The 14,041-nt window shown below is 55.8% G+C and carries 12 protein-coding genes; 6 read left to right on the forward strand and 6 right to left on the reverse strand.

The window, feature by feature from the left end:
• Window positions 1–108 precede the first annotated feature (108 nt).
• Complete coding sequence (locus H1B37_RS34535) at window positions 109–1,572, reverse strand: PcfJ domain-containing protein (protein ID WP_182869917.1); 1,464 nt, start codon at window positions 1,570–1,572, stop codon at window positions 109–111.
• A 682-nt stretch (window positions 1,573–2,254) separates the two neighbouring features.
• Here H1B37_RS34535 and H1B37_RS24545 point away from each other — a divergent pair.
• Window positions 2,255–2,806, forward strand: a complete 552-nt coding sequence (locus H1B37_RS24545; RefSeq protein ID WP_182869918.1) for a hypothetical protein — start codon at window positions 2,255–2,257, stop codon at window positions 2,804–2,806.
• A gap of 90 nt (window positions 2,807–2,896) precedes the next feature.
• Here H1B37_RS24545 and H1B37_RS24550 read toward each other — a convergent pair whose 3' ends face one another.
• The 4 genes from H1B37_RS24550 to H1B37_RS24565 form a co-directional block, all read right to left on the reverse strand.
• Window positions 2,897–3,586 carry a hypothetical protein gene (locus H1B37_RS24550; RefSeq protein WP_182869919.1) on the reverse strand — a complete coding sequence of 230 codons (690 nt, stop codon included), beginning with the start codon at window positions 3,584–3,586 and terminating at the stop codon, window positions 2,897–2,899.
• Window positions 3,587–3,859: 273 nt separating this feature from the next.
• A complete protein-coding gene (locus H1B37_RS24555; RefSeq protein ID WP_286178129.1) occupies window positions 3,860–4,090 on the reverse strand; it encodes a hypothetical protein in 231 nt (76 codons plus the stop codon).
• A gap of 117 nt (window positions 4,091–4,207) precedes the next feature.
• Window positions 4,208–4,627 carry a hypothetical protein gene (locus H1B37_RS24560; RefSeq protein ID WP_182869921.1) on the reverse strand — a complete coding sequence of 140 codons (420 nt, stop codon included), beginning with the start codon at window positions 4,625–4,627 and terminating at the stop codon, window positions 4,208–4,210.
• A gap of 2 nt (window positions 4,628–4,629) precedes the next feature.
• On the reverse strand, window positions 4,630–5,424 hold the full coding sequence (locus H1B37_RS24565) for a DUF932 domain-containing protein (RefSeq protein WP_286178130.1): 795 nt from the start codon (window positions 5,422–5,424) through the stop codon (window positions 4,630–4,632).
• A 1,648-nt stretch (window positions 5,425–7,072) separates the two neighbouring features.
• Here H1B37_RS24565 and H1B37_RS24570 point away from each other — a divergent pair.
• A complete protein-coding gene (locus H1B37_RS24570; protein WP_182869923.1) occupies window positions 7,073–7,477 on the forward strand; it encodes a hypothetical protein in 405 nt (134 codons plus the stop codon).
• A gap of 68 nt (window positions 7,478–7,545) precedes the next feature.
• Here H1B37_RS24570 and H1B37_RS24575 read toward each other — a convergent pair whose 3' ends face one another.
• Window positions 7,546–7,947 (reverse strand): hypothetical protein, encoded by a 402-nt coding sequence (locus tag H1B37_RS24575; protein ID WP_182869924.1) that lies wholly within the window; start codon window positions 7,945–7,947, stop codon window positions 7,546–7,548.
• A gap of 1,539 nt (window positions 7,948–9,486) precedes the next feature.
• Here H1B37_RS24575 and H1B37_RS24580 point away from each other — a divergent pair.
• The 4 genes from H1B37_RS24580 to H1B37_RS24595 form a co-directional block, all read left to right on the forward strand.
• Window positions 9,487–10,512 (forward strand): hypothetical protein, encoded by a 1,026-nt coding sequence (locus H1B37_RS24580; RefSeq protein ID WP_182869925.1) that lies wholly within the window; start codon window positions 9,487–9,489, stop codon window positions 10,510–10,512.
• Between the two features lie 334 nt (window positions 10,513–10,846).
• Entirely contained in the window at window positions 10,847–11,125 is a 279-nt protein-coding gene (locus tag H1B37_RS24585) for a hypothetical protein (RefSeq protein WP_182869926.1), read from the forward strand.
• A 90-nt stretch (window positions 11,126–11,215) separates the two neighbouring features.
• Entirely contained in the window at window positions 11,216–13,501 is a 2,286-nt protein-coding gene (locus tag H1B37_RS24590; RefSeq protein WP_182869927.1) for an Hsp70 family protein, read from the forward strand.
• On the forward strand, window positions 13,501–14,041 hold a 541-nt coding region (locus tag H1B37_RS24595; RefSeq protein ID WP_182869928.1), incomplete at its 3' end, for a hypothetical protein. The genes H1B37_RS24590 and H1B37_RS24595, both read left to right, overlap by 1 nt.

Consider the following 14,041-nt stretch of genomic DNA (forward strand, 5'->3'; position numbering starts at 1 on the left):
ATGCACTACCCGTAGCACGGATTCGGAACAAGTGACAAGCTGCGGGGAACTCGCATTGAACCGGTCAGGTTTGACGCCGTAGTGATCATCCTTGCAAATCCCTGGGATTCAGATGAAGGAATCCACATACCGCCGACCAGCATTGGGAAAACCGCCAGCCCAGGTCGCTAATACTCGTGTGGCGTATTTCGTCGCCTGGTTTGATTGATTCTTTGGGCCACATGCCTGGCGGATGCGGCCAGTCTGGTCAATTTCCACCGACGCGCTTTCGCCTGCGTGATCGACGTGAAAGAGAAAGCAATGCCCCAGCACGGCCCGGCCAGCATAGCCACCGATGCAATGTTGCATGCGATTACCTTCAGAAAGGACATCGCCGACGTTGGATAGGAACTGAACTCCGGGCACGTTTGGTAGCGGAATGGGTGGCTGCCTTGTCGGTGTCGACCGATCCATTCCCAATTCCACCTCCAATTCCCACTCCTGGCGATCGTGCCAGCCGGCTGCGTTGTGCCATCGAATGGACTTCCGCACCAGTGTCGGCAAATCGCCTCGATGGTCCTCGGGATAATCGAGCAGGTATCGCACAAACGTCCCCACATCCGCCGTTCTTCTGTGGTTCAGTCGTCGCCCCAGCTGGTTTGATAACTGCTGCATCCCATCACGGATCTGTTCGTGCGTCGCATGGTGAAATGCTCGCATCGGAGGGGTGAAGTAGCCAGCTTCGTCAGGTGTTTCAGCCTTTGACAGCAGCAACGTCGAGAGTTCGAGCCGATTCGTAATGGGTCGCTCTAAGCGAATCGCTGGCAAATGGTACAGCAGCCTGCAAGGGACTCCGCCGGGTAGCTGCATCAAAGTTCGACTCAGGCTTCGGTATCGCGTTCCCGTCGGCGAACACATGCCCTGCCAATTCGATAAACTACCCAGTATGTCCTGAACGGAATACGAAGGTTCATCGTAATCGAGAAGTGCGTCATCTTGGTCGAGTTCCATCGGCTGCATGCGTTCGCGTTCCTCCCGGCGCTGTCTGCTGTCGTATAGATCTTCGACAATCGGGACGAGTGCTGCCGCAGCCCGATAGCGGACGATATCCTGGGCGACGTACCGATCTTGGTATAGCAATGGACTGTGTAGTAAATCAGCTTCGCGAAACGTCACGGCGAACACCGCTTTCTGAACAGCAAGTACAGTTGGATCTGTCCGCTCAATCAATCTCTTCCATTGGCCGTGAATGCGACCACCGAGAGCCTGCCGAGTATTCTTGATCGCCCACTTCTGGACTCGCCAGAATCCAATCTTTCCATCCGGCGGTTTCCATCGCGACATCACTCTTTTTGCGACCACATCGACGAGCCGCCGATATTGGATCAAATTCGTGTCGAGTGGTTCGGGCTCATCGTGAAGTGGTGTACCGTCCTGCGCGATGTCATCGAAAAGCGTCAGTTGGCGTGCGGCGTGACCGTGCACGCGAAATCCGGTCTCGCAAAGATCGACACTGATCGGCGGTCGATCTAGCGCTTCGATGCGAAAGCCATCTCGACGCTCCACGAAGCAATACTTGCTCGGTTTGGTCACTTGCATCCTCCCTGTGGTCGCAATCGCTATCGTTATGAAAAGCACTTCCCGTGATCACTTCCCCTCACTGATCACGACCTCGAGAACCCATTCCGGGTTCGGTGTCGCTGAGCTGACGGCGTTGTCGCAACTCTGTGAGACGGCGGCGCCGATTCCATATGTCTCCCTTGCTTGAAAGGTGATAACCCTGGCATCGCTTGCAGTAGTAAACACGTCTTGGTTGGACCTTCGTCCGCCTTCCCCAGTAAACCTGCTGGATTTCCTCGTGGGCGGCCCTGGCTGTGGCGTACCGAGTTTTGCCGGTGTCCGAGCATTCTCCGTTCACGGCAATCCTTCCTCCTGAATTCAAAGACTCCTTGAAGCGATTGCACGCAGTCTCCATTGTGTTCGACGCGTGTCGCCGCGGGCAACTCACGTCGTCCGGTCATTCGTCACGGCAATGTTCGAAGACTGAAAAACACGGCATTCGACCACGCCGGCCCCCTTGCTAAGGGGCTCCGCCCCTCGCGCCCGCAAGGGACTTCCGTCCCATCTTCCGCACTCCGCATTCGCTCAGTTTGTGCAGACGGGTCCCTCGAGAAGTCCCTTGCAGTTGCTACCCCCGCCCTTCGCCAGAGCGGCAGGAGGCAGACGCAGACGCTGCCTCCAGATTCACTGGGGGAGCCAAAGATACAGGAGGAACATGGAACAGAGAATTCTTGAGCACGATTTTGGAAGTTTCGAAGGTTACAACTTTCGCCACATGGCAGCCATTTACCCGAATACGCCGGCGCAAGGTGTGATCGACTGGGACCACGACGAAAGAGGGGAAGCCGAGTTCTGGCCCGATGGCGATCACGATGGAGTGGCGTTGGTATTTCGCGGGGTGAGCGCCGTGACGGCCAGTGAGATCTTGGCCTTGGATGGGCTCATCTCGACGCTCGGTGATGAGCCGGAGAGCTACGTCCGGATTGCCTGGATGATCGACCAAGGGGAATGCATCACCAATCTGAATCCCGACACGATCGAAGACGAGCTGCTCTTCATTCACTCCGGCGACTGCTTCATCGACGTACGCAAAGACGCAGCTTTCGAGTTGTTCGAGTTGTACTGGCCCGACGAATACCGAGCCTGGGAGCAGAGCAACGTGCCCGGCCTGCAATTTGACTGGGAACGAATGCTCGACGGTCCCGAATTTTCGACAAGCGAATACCAGCTCGGCGACCAGAAGTACATCGTTGTGAAGTCGCAGTAGGCCAACATCGGGCCGGTGGGGCAATAAGCCGGCCCTCTTCGTCGGGACAAAGAAATTGCGCCGCCTCACGGCGGCGTTTCTTTTGACCCATCATCCTAAACCGCGTTTTACACTAGCTGCTATGCGTTTTGCCTGTCTCACCATCCTTTTTCTAAATGCCCCCAGGTTACAAAGGATCGGCTCGCAGATGTCGCGAACGTAAAAGCCGCTCCTGAGCAAGATGCGGTCGAACCGGTTGAACGGGGATTGAGACAACGGGGCATTTACCAAATAGCGGAAATAAAAATTTCTCGTATCGTGTCGGCATTCGAAATCGGTTCGGATTTCTTCGACAGTCATTAGCCGGCTGGTTCTTGGCCCCCGTTCTGTCGACATGCACAACAGGCTGTTGCTTGGTTGCAACGACGATGGGGCATCGCCAGATCGCGCATCGTCAGAACATGAGTCACTTTGGTTATCCTGGACTTTCAGGAAATCGAGAAGTTCCTCAACGGCTTTTTTGGTCTCGTGCTCCGTTTCCGGCAAGTCTAGTTTGTTGAACTCCAGAAGGATGGCAAAAGGCACGGGGGGTAATAGAGCATCATGAAGCTGCTGGGCCGGATGTGGCTGTGCAAATCGTGATTGCCATGCCTGGACAAACGCGGATCGCAACGAATCGAGATCGATTGTTGTGTCCTGGAGCTGTTCCGCCCGGTCGCCGACCACAAGCTGCACAACTGCACCGCGTCGCCCAGGCGGAATGGTGAGAATGATATGTGACAATTCTCTAAGTGAGGTCATTTGCGGAGTCTCCAGCCTAAAAGAGATTCGTGAGTTTGGGGGGTATGATTCGTCTTTCCCCGGATTTCACGACCTCAGGATGAACGATTGACGCCCGCATTGATAGCGACACAATTGCAATGCAAAGCCGATGTGTGGTTCGATCTGATTCTCATGTGATGGGTGGCCGGTGGTCTCGTGAATCATCCGAAAAACCTCTGGCCACCCGGACCGATCGCGCGACTCGGACTCGGTCCACCGTTCGACTCAATCGCTGAAGCGAGTCAAGCCGAGCTAGAACGGGTTGTCACCTCCGTCGGAGTTGTCGTTTCCGCCGGATGCCGCGTCAAAGATCCACGAGTGGGCCTGGTCGAGGACCTTGCCGACAAGCGGCAGGTCATCGCGGCCGAAACTCGAGGTGTCTTTCCACTGGTCGCCGTCCTTGTAGAGCCGGCTCACGGTGACATTGTGGCGTGTACCGTTCTGGGTTTCGTTTTCCCAGATCGCGGCACGGATTCGCCCCATTCGAACTTCGTGAACGGGACGGGCTTTTGTTTGGGAACGCTTGGTCATCACTTTACCTTTGGATTTGAAAGTACATTTCTTCAACAACACTCATCAACGCGAAACGAATTCGCGTCGTTACTCGGCGGAACCCGAATCGGGTTCGCGCTTTTGACAGTCGGGGCAGTGGCCGAGAAAGCTCTCGGAAAGTCCCGCGGGCGTGTAGATCACGCCCTTCCAACCGGCAGCGACCGCTGTTTCCAACGAACTGGGTCCTTCGTTGTTGCAACTCGCGCATGTCAACGAAAATGGGACCGATCGCGGGATACCTTGCGGGTCGCTGAGTACTTCGCCGGCACGGCCGAGCGAGAATTCACAAGCCGCGATCGCGACCGCCCGGTTCCAATCCGCGCCCATCCTCCGGCCGGCGTTGGCTTCGGGCGGAAAGCCGCCCTTCGCCAGCCAGTCAAGCAAGGCTTCGGCGAGGTCGAATACCTCTTGCCAATCGCCCTCTGTCCATGCGGACAGCAGGGCATGCCAAGTTGCTTGCGGGTCCATCGCTAAGCCGCCAGCGCCAGAAGCTGACCGATCCGGGCATCGAGCTCGGTCCGGTCACCGGCATAGACCGTTCGCTGAGAAAGCTTGGTCAGCGCGTCGACCAGGGCGAAGATCGTGAACGCACCCTGCTGCTGGGCCAGTTCCATCGCATCCTTGATGAGCTGACGCGGAATCTTTTCCGCCGAGAGGACGCTGCCCACTTCGTCGGCATCATTCCCAAGCCGCTCCGTCATCGCTTTCTTCATCACCGCCGCGAAGGAATCACGGCGCTGGCTTCTTCGCTTCACGAGCGTTTCGACCATGCGACGAATCTCATCCAGAGCGTCGCGGACGTTCGCCGTGTGCTTGCGGCTGAACTCGACCACTTCCGTTGCGTCCCAGACGATATGGTTCTGGCAGATTCGCTGGAACCAAAACGTTTGGATGCCGACGCTGCGGCGTCCGACTTCGCTGTTCCAGACAAAAAAGCCTGGGGCGAAGGCTTCCCCGTCGATCTCAGCCCAGCCGGTCGGGTCGATGAGAAAGGCGAACAAGTCTTGCTCGCCACAGTAAAGCCCCGTGCTTTCGCCATCCATCGCGGTCTGCGGTGGCGTGAAGTCGCTGGCAAACTCGTTGATGACATCCAGCAGTTCGGCGTTCCAAAGGCGCGTGTAAGTTGCGCCGTGAACACTGCGGACCGTGTTTGCAGTCGTCAGGAACTGTAGCGGCTTGCCGGAACCGGGAAGGGTTTCTTCCAGGGCGCGGCTGGCCGTCTTGGGTGTCAGCCGGTTGATCGTTTCTTTGCTGACTCCGGCCATCTTGCAGAGCTGGGAAAACGACCAGTCGACGAGTCCGAATTCGGAGCCGTCATCTCCCGCGCAGACCGTGAGGTCATGCGAGAGTACAAATTCACCAGGTTGAATCCAAACATCCTGCGAATAGTCACGCTCCAGTTGACAATGGTTCCGGAGCTCATCGAACGAAGCGAACGCCTCGTCGGGGCTTCGCCTGAAAAGTTCTTGGTGAGCTTTGGTAAGTGTAGCCATCCCACAAATCTCCACGATACGAGAAAACTGATTGAAATTTGCTCAGCCACCGCAGCCGAGACGTCCAGCACCGCAAGAACGGCGGCACTCGACGGCTCGGCTGCCTCGGTGGATGTGGGAAAAGAGATGGCTCCAATCGTTTTAGAAAACCATCAAGACCACCGGCCTCTCAGACACACGCGGCTTGCCAATTCCGCGCCGATGTGAGAGGCAGGTAACACACAATTCGTTTGAGCGAATGATAGAGAACAGCTTTGCGAGAGCCTTTATCCCTATCACAACGCTCAAGAAATGTCACGCGATTCTGACAGTGCGTGCTCAGCAACGAATCGCGGCGACCTAACACTCCGAATCTAATCTGCTTTTTAAACGCATATCTGTCACGAACTTGTGTCTGCTTTCTTTAGCAGATCCGGAAGGCCCCCACAGAAAGATCCGCCGGCGAAGCCGACCACTTTCCTTTTTGGGCGACATCGCACACCAGTCGCGACTTGCGTCTGCTTCCTTCCCTTCACCGTCGGCCCTCACCGAACGGGGCGGAGCCTGCGGAGCCGAATGGGGCTGGCGGTGAAGGGAAGGAACAATGACGCCAAAAGATGCCGCCGGACCAGATATTGAACCGATACCGGCGGCAAGGATTCATATCAGAATCATCCGAGGAATGGGGATTCACCACAGCCTGGACAAGCAAGGCGTCGTTGCTGCTGGAGGTAGAGCTCGCGAAGTCGCTGCTCGTCGCCATTTGCTTGTTCGAGTGGCCTTGCGTCATCCGATTGCTCAGTGAACTTGGGCTCAACGTCGGATCGACAGCAACTTCGTTCGGGAGTAGCGGAGGTTGAAGCGGGATTGGAATCGGAATTCATTCTGTTTTCCTCTTTTCAAGTGTCTGTTCGCCCCTCGCCAGACCCTGGGGCGACAGCACGCAGAAAAGAGAAAAACGACATTCATGCAGTATCCTGCATTCACAACGGCGCCATTCACGCGGCAAGTTGCCGGTCAAGGTTGGTCGAAAGTTGGCACGAAGCAGCCGACTCGATCACGTTCAACGTCGGCAATCTTTGCATGGACTTTCGGGGAGACTGATTTTTCCCCGCCGCTCCCCTCGCTCGCTCGCATTGCACCCTCGCTCCCCGGCTGTGGAGAAAACGCTGCCTCGCCGTTCTGGTCGCTGCACTTGCAACGAGCTTGCCATAATCCCTGCCCAATCACCCCTGCGGCCACCAGTGATTCTGTCACGCTCGTTGCCCGCTGCGCTTCGGCCACACCGAGGCGGCGTTTTCGTTGTTCTTCTTTCCTCCAGAGGACCGAGGCCCAGCAGAGAGTGAAACCTCGGTCCTCAGAAGGAAAATTTTTTCTGAGGCCCCACTATTAAATGCACCACTCGTTGCCACAGCGGCGAGCCATTACGAAGGAAGACGCTATGACTACTTACGATGAAACCACTGCACCGAACGCATCGGAATTCCTGGGCAGCTACCTGAAAAAGGAGGACGTACTGCAGCCACAGGTTGTCCGAGTGATTGACGTTTATGCGGAAGAGTTACCCGGTGAAAGCCGGCGAAAACTAATTGCCCGATTCGCCGAATTCTCCAAGCCTATGGTGCTCAACTCTACGAATATCAAGCGGTTTGTGAAGATATTTGGGACGGGAGACACTGCACAGTGGCGAGGTGAGGTAACGCTCTATGTCGACCACAATATCGAGTTCGGTGGCAGGACGGTTGGCGGATTGCGCGTCCGTCCAGCACGGGCTAATGGGAAGGAGTTGACGGAGCGTGCGCCACGCAGGAATGTTTATCAGGCAGAGGACGACGACTTCATCTAAGCCGTGAAGTTTCGACCGGCCACCGGGGGCACCCGGTGGCCGGGTTTGTTTACGTCCGGTGGTGACGTTCAGGCAATGTGGCTTGTCGAATTGTCTTGGTTGCTTGGGAGCTGATAGCCATTGGGGGTCGTGATGAGCCCGCCGACGGCCTCACGGAATCGTAATTCATATCCGTGAAGGGACTTGTCCGTCTTACGGAGTGCCGTCTTAACAAGCGTCTTGAGTTCATCTGCTTCGATCGGGGATCGTTGGGACAAGGCTGCTTCAATCTGGGCAATCACATCATCTCGATTGATCGTCCTTCGCTTTGACCCTTTCGTGGCTGGCTTCAGCCCTAGCGATTTCATCGCAGCCTGCACGGCCTTGAGCTCCTTTTGGCTTGCTTGAAGCTGTTGCTGCAGTTCCGCCGACTGTTGGGTAAGCCGCCGCTCTTCGCCGCGAAGCTGTTCAAGGATTTGGGGAACGGTCATCTTGGGAAGCCTCCGTTACTGAGTGAGCGTTGTTGTCTTCGGCCATATTTACCCGCCGTAAAGGTTTGGCAAGCAGGGTGGGTAGGAAGGCGGAAGTCGGAACATCGCGGGGATCATTGACTCGTTCACTGAGCACAGATCTTGCCAGCCTGTTGGGCTGTCACGATTTGCGCATGGCTCACTCGGCAGCTATCTCGGGCTCGCCCTCAGTTGATTGCCCGCAAGGAAGTTGCCCTTTTGTTTGATTGGGCGGGAGATCAACTTCGGGCTCGCTCCCCGCGCCACCACCGCTCACCCGCCGCGTCGCCACCGCTCCGCCCGCATTGGCGGGCCGGTAGAAAATCGTGTCGCTATCACGACCCGTTCCTTGTGCGCTTCTGCGTCGAATGACCGGGCAACCGAGCGTTGCGATTCCGGTGGATTCTACGCGTCGCTTGTTGCTCGCTATTCCGACTGGACTTACGCAAGCCAGTCAGAATGCTCACCCACGCCTGCTTCGGATTCACCCCCACTGGCCACCCCCAGCCTCTGCGGTGAGATCCTCCGCTTCCCAGCCGATATTGAGTTTCCATCGAAACCAGTTTTACCGAAATGGATCCTGAACGGATCCCGCCTAGTGGCGTGGTTTGCAAGCCGCCTGGGGGCGGCTGTGCTCGTAGACGCATGAAGCCGCTGGGGCGGCTTGCATACGGGATCGGCCTGGGCGGCCGATCCCCAAGACGCCGCTGCCGCGTCGTCTCGGTCCCCCTGTTAGGCGAGCTTCGCTCGCCTCCGTCAGTTCCGAGTTCGATTCCGTGTCGTTGCCCCCGATACGGAAAGCCTACCGGAACGACTCGGCTGCGTAAGTGACGAGAAGATTGCGCATTTTCTTTACTGGTTCGGTGCGCCCCGTAGTTCGTAGACATGAGCAACAGATGGGTCGGAAGAGTTGAGAGGATGGGTGTGGATCACAATTGCAGTGAACCTCTTTCTCAAATCGAGAACCTCTCGAAAGAAGGGGCCATGCGCGACAACCACAGAGATTCTTGCCAAAGAACGCTGTCGTTTCCGTCGCGCAGCCCAAGAAGTCCGTTTGCAAACAACGACCACACCCACCCACGCAAGCCTCGCGATTGCGTGGGAGTTGGGCCAGGAACGATCAGCGAACCCTTGATCTTAGAGAGCACAGTTTATGGATTCGGAACGTAGCACGGACTTGTCAATTTCGCAAACTTGACGCGCTGGATCGAGTTGCGTACGCTAGAGAAGCCAAAGAACGTGTTTCTACTTTTGAAACCACACCAACTTCAGTAACAAAAGCTCAGAATCATCCGGCACGGCCGAATCGGCGTAGTGACCAGCGAGTCTCTCGTAAGTGATGGATTCTGAATTCGAAATTGACTTCTTCGACTTTAGGCTTTCCGGTCCGTGACGGATTTCGGTATCAAAGCAAAAGTGGTAGGACCAATTTCACGGTAAATTCGATCTTCTCTCGGAATACTTGGCTTGCCAGTATGCTCCGAGGAACATCGCAGGTTTATTCGTGGATCGGTGCCTACTATGTCCAGTCGTTCTGTCGAACTTCTCCATCGCGTAGCTGACGCGATCTCCGATAATGAGGATTTGGCGCGAATCGTCCTCGTTTCCCTGGGGATGAAAATTCCGTTCTTGACCATCTCGAGCATTGCGCAGATGTATGGCGCGGTGACAGGTAGCGAGAAGTCACAAAAGGAATTGAAAAGCTACACCCGCAGATTTCTACGCACGCATTTTCTCGACGCTGATGGCGGAAGCAACGAAAAGGAAAGGTTGGGTCTAGTAGGAGAGAAATCGTTTTCGAATGTCTGGACATGGCGGTGCCTCAGAGAACCGTTGCGACTTCGTGAGCCACTGTCGGGACGCCTTCCGAACAATCCAACCATCGACCAATTTCTTGACCGCGTTTCTGAAAACCGCGTTGACTGCTTCTTTATCGACACTTCGGACGGGAACACTTCCCAAGCACGAAGGATCGAGTCAGTCAGCACAACGCTCTTCTATCTGCGCATCGGTCCACGGTTTCTACTAAAGGTACTGCGACTGTTTCCCGAGTGGGACTTTCTGGTCAGTACAGATCCCAGTCCATTTCCACCGCAGTTATTCGTCTTTCACGATGGTCAACGCGAGATGCGTTGGAGTCTCTATGCGAGACTTGCTTGGCGGTTGCGACGGTCGATACTGCGCTGCGGAAACTCGTGGGATGCTACCGGCTGCCTGGCAATGGGCGAGGTGCTCGCGTCGGTCGTCAGAGATTTGGGATGGACATGGGATAGCAATCATGCACTTGCCTCATGCAACAGTGATTGGTTTGTTCAGCGCTCTGCATGGAGAGCCACGTATGAAGTCGACGGTCAGTTGCACTTAGCGGCATCTTGGGCGGAGTTCGTTGATTTTCGGCAACCAAGGTTTCCATTTAGGCCACTCTTGAAGTTGCAAGTCAAGGATCGCCTTGGCAAAGCGGTGGTCGAACCAGGTGAACATGTATTCGACGCTCGAGGAGCATACTGCACAGCTAAGCCACGTCTGGCCATTCTCGAGATTTGGTAACCACTCAGATCCTTTTAAGCGGAGGCATTACCACACAACAACAAAAAAAAGGCCCAGCCAATACTGACTGAGCCCGGCGGTCTTGAGTCACTCGAGGATCTCGGGTAACGCGGACCTAGATGGCGGTGACGTTGAGTTAAATGCTCATCGTCACCGGAAGCACCTCTAAGTCTAGCGAATCCCTAGGGAAGATCGAGTCCGATTCTTGGCCGCTGGAGCTCTTTATCCAGTTTTCTGCGCCGCGATGAATCGTAATTGGCCAGCTTCCGGCGTGACTCGCGGGGTAGCAAGCCATTTGTCCAATTTCGTTTTCGATTTTTCACGGAGATGTTTTATGCGCACAACGAGAACAGCCACCGAGGCGATCCAAAATGACCAGCTGACCGTCGCTTACTGCGACCAATGCTACAAGGCGATACTCGTCGACGAGCCCTACTGCGAATTAGTCGCGCAGCGAATGACCGTCGATAGTTCAAAAACCGAGCACGCCGGGAACAAGCGAGTCTTGACCGTATGGTGCGAGCAATGTGCCGAGACACGTTGCGGGGAATTGATCGACGAAGTCGACCTCAATTGGGATCGGCACTTTAGTGCTGATCCTTTCGCTGCCTAGCCATTTACGCGGCCGCCCGGTGAAACCGTAGCGAGGCCGTCTCTTATTCATTCGCCATTCAAATCAAGTCACAAAGTACAGAGAACAACAATGAAGTCCCAACCAAAAAGCGAAGAAGCCATTCAATCGAAAACGCACGAGCGCTCACGCCCAACGGGTACAGATGGCAAGCGTCCGGACCTGGCAATTGGAATCGACCTGGGATCCGGTTTCGCCAGCGTTTCGGTATTCGACGGTACAAAGATGCGACACATCGATTCTCCGATTGACGGGGTCCAGATTCCAACAATCTTTTACGAGGCCCCCGACGGCAACGAGCACTTCGGAAGCGACGCCATTTTTAACAGTTTCGATGACACTGGCGACAACGTCGCCATGCATTTCAAGCGGTACATCCGTGATCGTCCGAACGAAAAATTGTTCTGTGGCGGCAAATACTCGGCGGTCGAGATTACGGCCAAGTTTGTCAAATACCTCGTTGATCTGACATTGGCGGCGAGGCCAGACTTACGAGAGTATCGACAGTTTGGCGGAAATCGGCCGTCCAGCCAGCTAGGAATCGTCTTCACGACACCCGCCGAGTGGGGTGTCGAGCAGCTCACCGCGTATGAAACGGCAATCGCTGCAGCGGGTGTCGTAGAGTTCGATGGGTTTATTGCCGAGCCCGTTGCCGCAGGACGCTATCTGTCCCACGTTCCCTCGGTTCATTTGAGCAATAACCACAAGTGCCTGGTGCTCGATATTGGGGCGGGAACAAGCGACTTCGTAGTGCTTCGCTATGAGCGTGGTATCTGGCATCAGTTGTATCGAGCTCGGGGCGACGCTTTTCTCGCCGGCCATGACTATACGGCGGCTGTCGCGACAGATATTGCTGCCCAGCTCAAGCTTCCGTGGGGTGATGTTTTTGATGGCGAAGGCGGGCTCGTTCCCGGAAAGATTAAACCCAAGTACCGGCCAGCCGTGCTGGCAGCCTGGCATGCTGCCGATGAAGCAAAGCGAAAACGGAGCGCAACCGAGAGTGCCGTCTCGGTTGCTGTAAATCTACCCAGGGGAAGAAAACTCTACTCTCTGTCTAAGCAGCGAGCTGATGAGCTTTGGGCCGAAGTCAATGAGAGAATGCGTCGCGCGATTGGAACTGTGCTTGATGGTTCTGGCCTGGGATTTGGAGACATCGATCACATCATGCTTTGCGGTGGATCGTCAAAACTTCCAGGCTTGCAGGAAGTGGTGGCGGAGGTCGTCGGACGCGAACCGTCACGAATCATCGTGGCTACCGCATCTGAGACCCTTATATCGGCTGGTGCGGCAGAGCATGCACTCTTTCAGGACGCTGCCGACCAAGCGATGGAGCAAGGTCTGGTTGTTACGCTGCCGGACGAAACTGGCGTCGAAAACAATATCGTTCTCATCCAGCCCGGCGAGCTGATCCCTGCTGATGGGCTGGCCGTCGAGCATAGCGGGTTTTCGGTCGACACGCGAGGGACGGACAAGACGCTGTGCATCCATCCGGCCGCCGTGCGTACCGGTGTGCGGACCCAAGTAGCGCCGGGGAGAGACACTCTTCTGGATGCGTCGCAAATTGTTCCGCTGGAGCCGGTGGCGACGTCGATGGAACATTGGCCGGTCGGAAAACACTATGTCGCTATCGTGATCGCGATTGACGCCAATCGCAATATTCGCATGACGGTACGACCGACGGATAGGAACCTTCGCAACGTTGAGCCGGTGACAATTCCGTTGGTGATGGCCGAACGCTCCGAGGAGTTTACGGACAACTCGAAACGGCAAATGAATGTTGCCTTGCTATTGGACACTTCCAAGTCGATGGCTGGCGAAAAGATCGAGCAGCTCAAGGCCGGGGCGATCGGCTTCGTCGACACTGCGCTTGCGTACGGCTGGAATGTCGCGGTGATCCGGTTTCCTAATGGAGCCGAGTCCGACTCGGAGTTGATGGTGCCGGTGACGGACAACCGAGATGAACTAGTAGGCGCGATCAACAGCCTTGACGCGTCGTACGGTACGCCGATGGATGCTGCTTTTGACTCGGCGCGAGAATTATTGGCCGGAGACGACAACTCGATCGCCATCATCTTTACCGATGGCCATCCCGCCGATCCTTATGCTGCGGACGAAGCGGCCGGGGCGCTGAAGGCCGCTCAAGTCCGGCTTATCTGTGTTGGAATTGGTGACGATGTCATCAAGCCCTACCTCTTGGAGCTGGCCAGTGCTCCGGAAGACTACTTTGATGCCAGAATCCCGGAAGACATTCCGCTTCGTTTTGAAGAAATAGCTGCCCAACTCCGACGAGATCGGTTCGCGCCTTCGGTGCATGATGCTGGGTCTTCCAACGACGAAATCAATGAGGAGGCAGCGTAATGACCAAATCACGTAGAAAGACTGAAAACGGCGAGGGGACGATGGAAACGCCAATCTGCCCCGAGCACTTCAGGCACGCAAGAGTCTGGCTTGAACATCAGATCGGGCTGCTATCGAAGCGACTCTCTGATCTGGAGTCACGCGTTGATCATCTTGAAGTAAACGTTGCTGAAGAGCGAGTGCAACCAGATGAAGACACCGAGTGCCGTAAGTTGCAATCTCACGACGACGAGCAAAACATCCCCTTGGATATTTCCTCGGTGTGTCAGATGCTTGCCAGGTCGCTTTTGGCAGCCAAGCATGGTCAAGGGTTTCTTCCAGCAATCGAATCATCGATTGGCTTGTACAAGATGGCCCGCGAGGAATTGAATCTGCTCGCAGATTTTCCAGAGTCGTCCGGCGCGGCAGTCGAGCATTGCCGAACTGCGATTCTGCGTCTGCTTACTGAGCAGGCCATTTGTTTAGAACAGATCGGAGTCACGATCGAGGAGGTCGATGAGGGCGTAGACCTCATAAAGGGACGCCACCACGTCGTGCGGC

Origin of the sequence: Stieleria mannarensis (assembly GCF_014154935.1) — a bacterium.
Taxonomy (GTDB): domain Bacteria; phylum Planctomycetota; class Planctomycetia; order Pirellulales; family Pirellulaceae; genus Stieleria; species Stieleria mannarensis.

Bases quoted from the DNA above. Each gene is read 5' to 3' on its own strand.
- H1B37_RS24555 (WP_286178129.1), bottom strand. From the start codon at position 4,090: ATGGGGCGAATCCGTGCCGCGATCTGGGAAAACGAAACCCAGAACGGT.
- H1B37_RS24560 (WP_182869921.1), bottom strand. From the start codon at position 4,627: ATGGACCCGCAAGCAACTTGGCATGCCCTGCTGTCCGCATGGACAGAG.
- H1B37_RS24580 (WP_182869925.1), top strand. From the start codon at position 9,487: ATGTCCAGTCGTTCTGTCGAACTTCTCCATCGCGTAGCTGACGCGATC.
- H1B37_RS24585 (WP_182869926.1), top strand. From the start codon at position 10,847: ATGCGCACAACGAGAACAGCCACCGAGGCGATCCAAAATGACCAGCTG.
- H1B37_RS24570 (WP_182869923.1), top strand. From the start codon at position 7,073: ATGACTACTTACGATGAAACCACTGCACCGAACGCATCGGAATTCCTG.
- H1B37_RS24550 (WP_182869919.1), bottom strand. From the start codon at position 3,586: ATGACCTCACTTAGAGAATTGTCACATATCATTCTCACCATTCCGCCT.
- H1B37_RS24545 (WP_182869918.1), top strand. From the start codon at position 2,255: ATGGAACAGAGAATTCTTGAGCACGATTTTGGAAGTTTCGAAGGTTAC.
- H1B37_RS24575 (WP_182869924.1), bottom strand. From the start codon at position 7,947: ATGACCGTTCCCCAAATCCTTGAACAGCTTCGCGGCGAAGAGCGGCGG.
- H1B37_RS24590 (WP_182869927.1), top strand. From the start codon at position 11,216: ATGAAGTCCCAACCAAAAAGCGAAGAAGCCATTCAATCGAAAACGCAC.
- H1B37_RS24565 (WP_286178130.1), bottom strand. From the start codon at position 5,424: ATGGCCGGAGTCAGCAAAGAAACGATCAACCGGCTGACACCCAAGACG.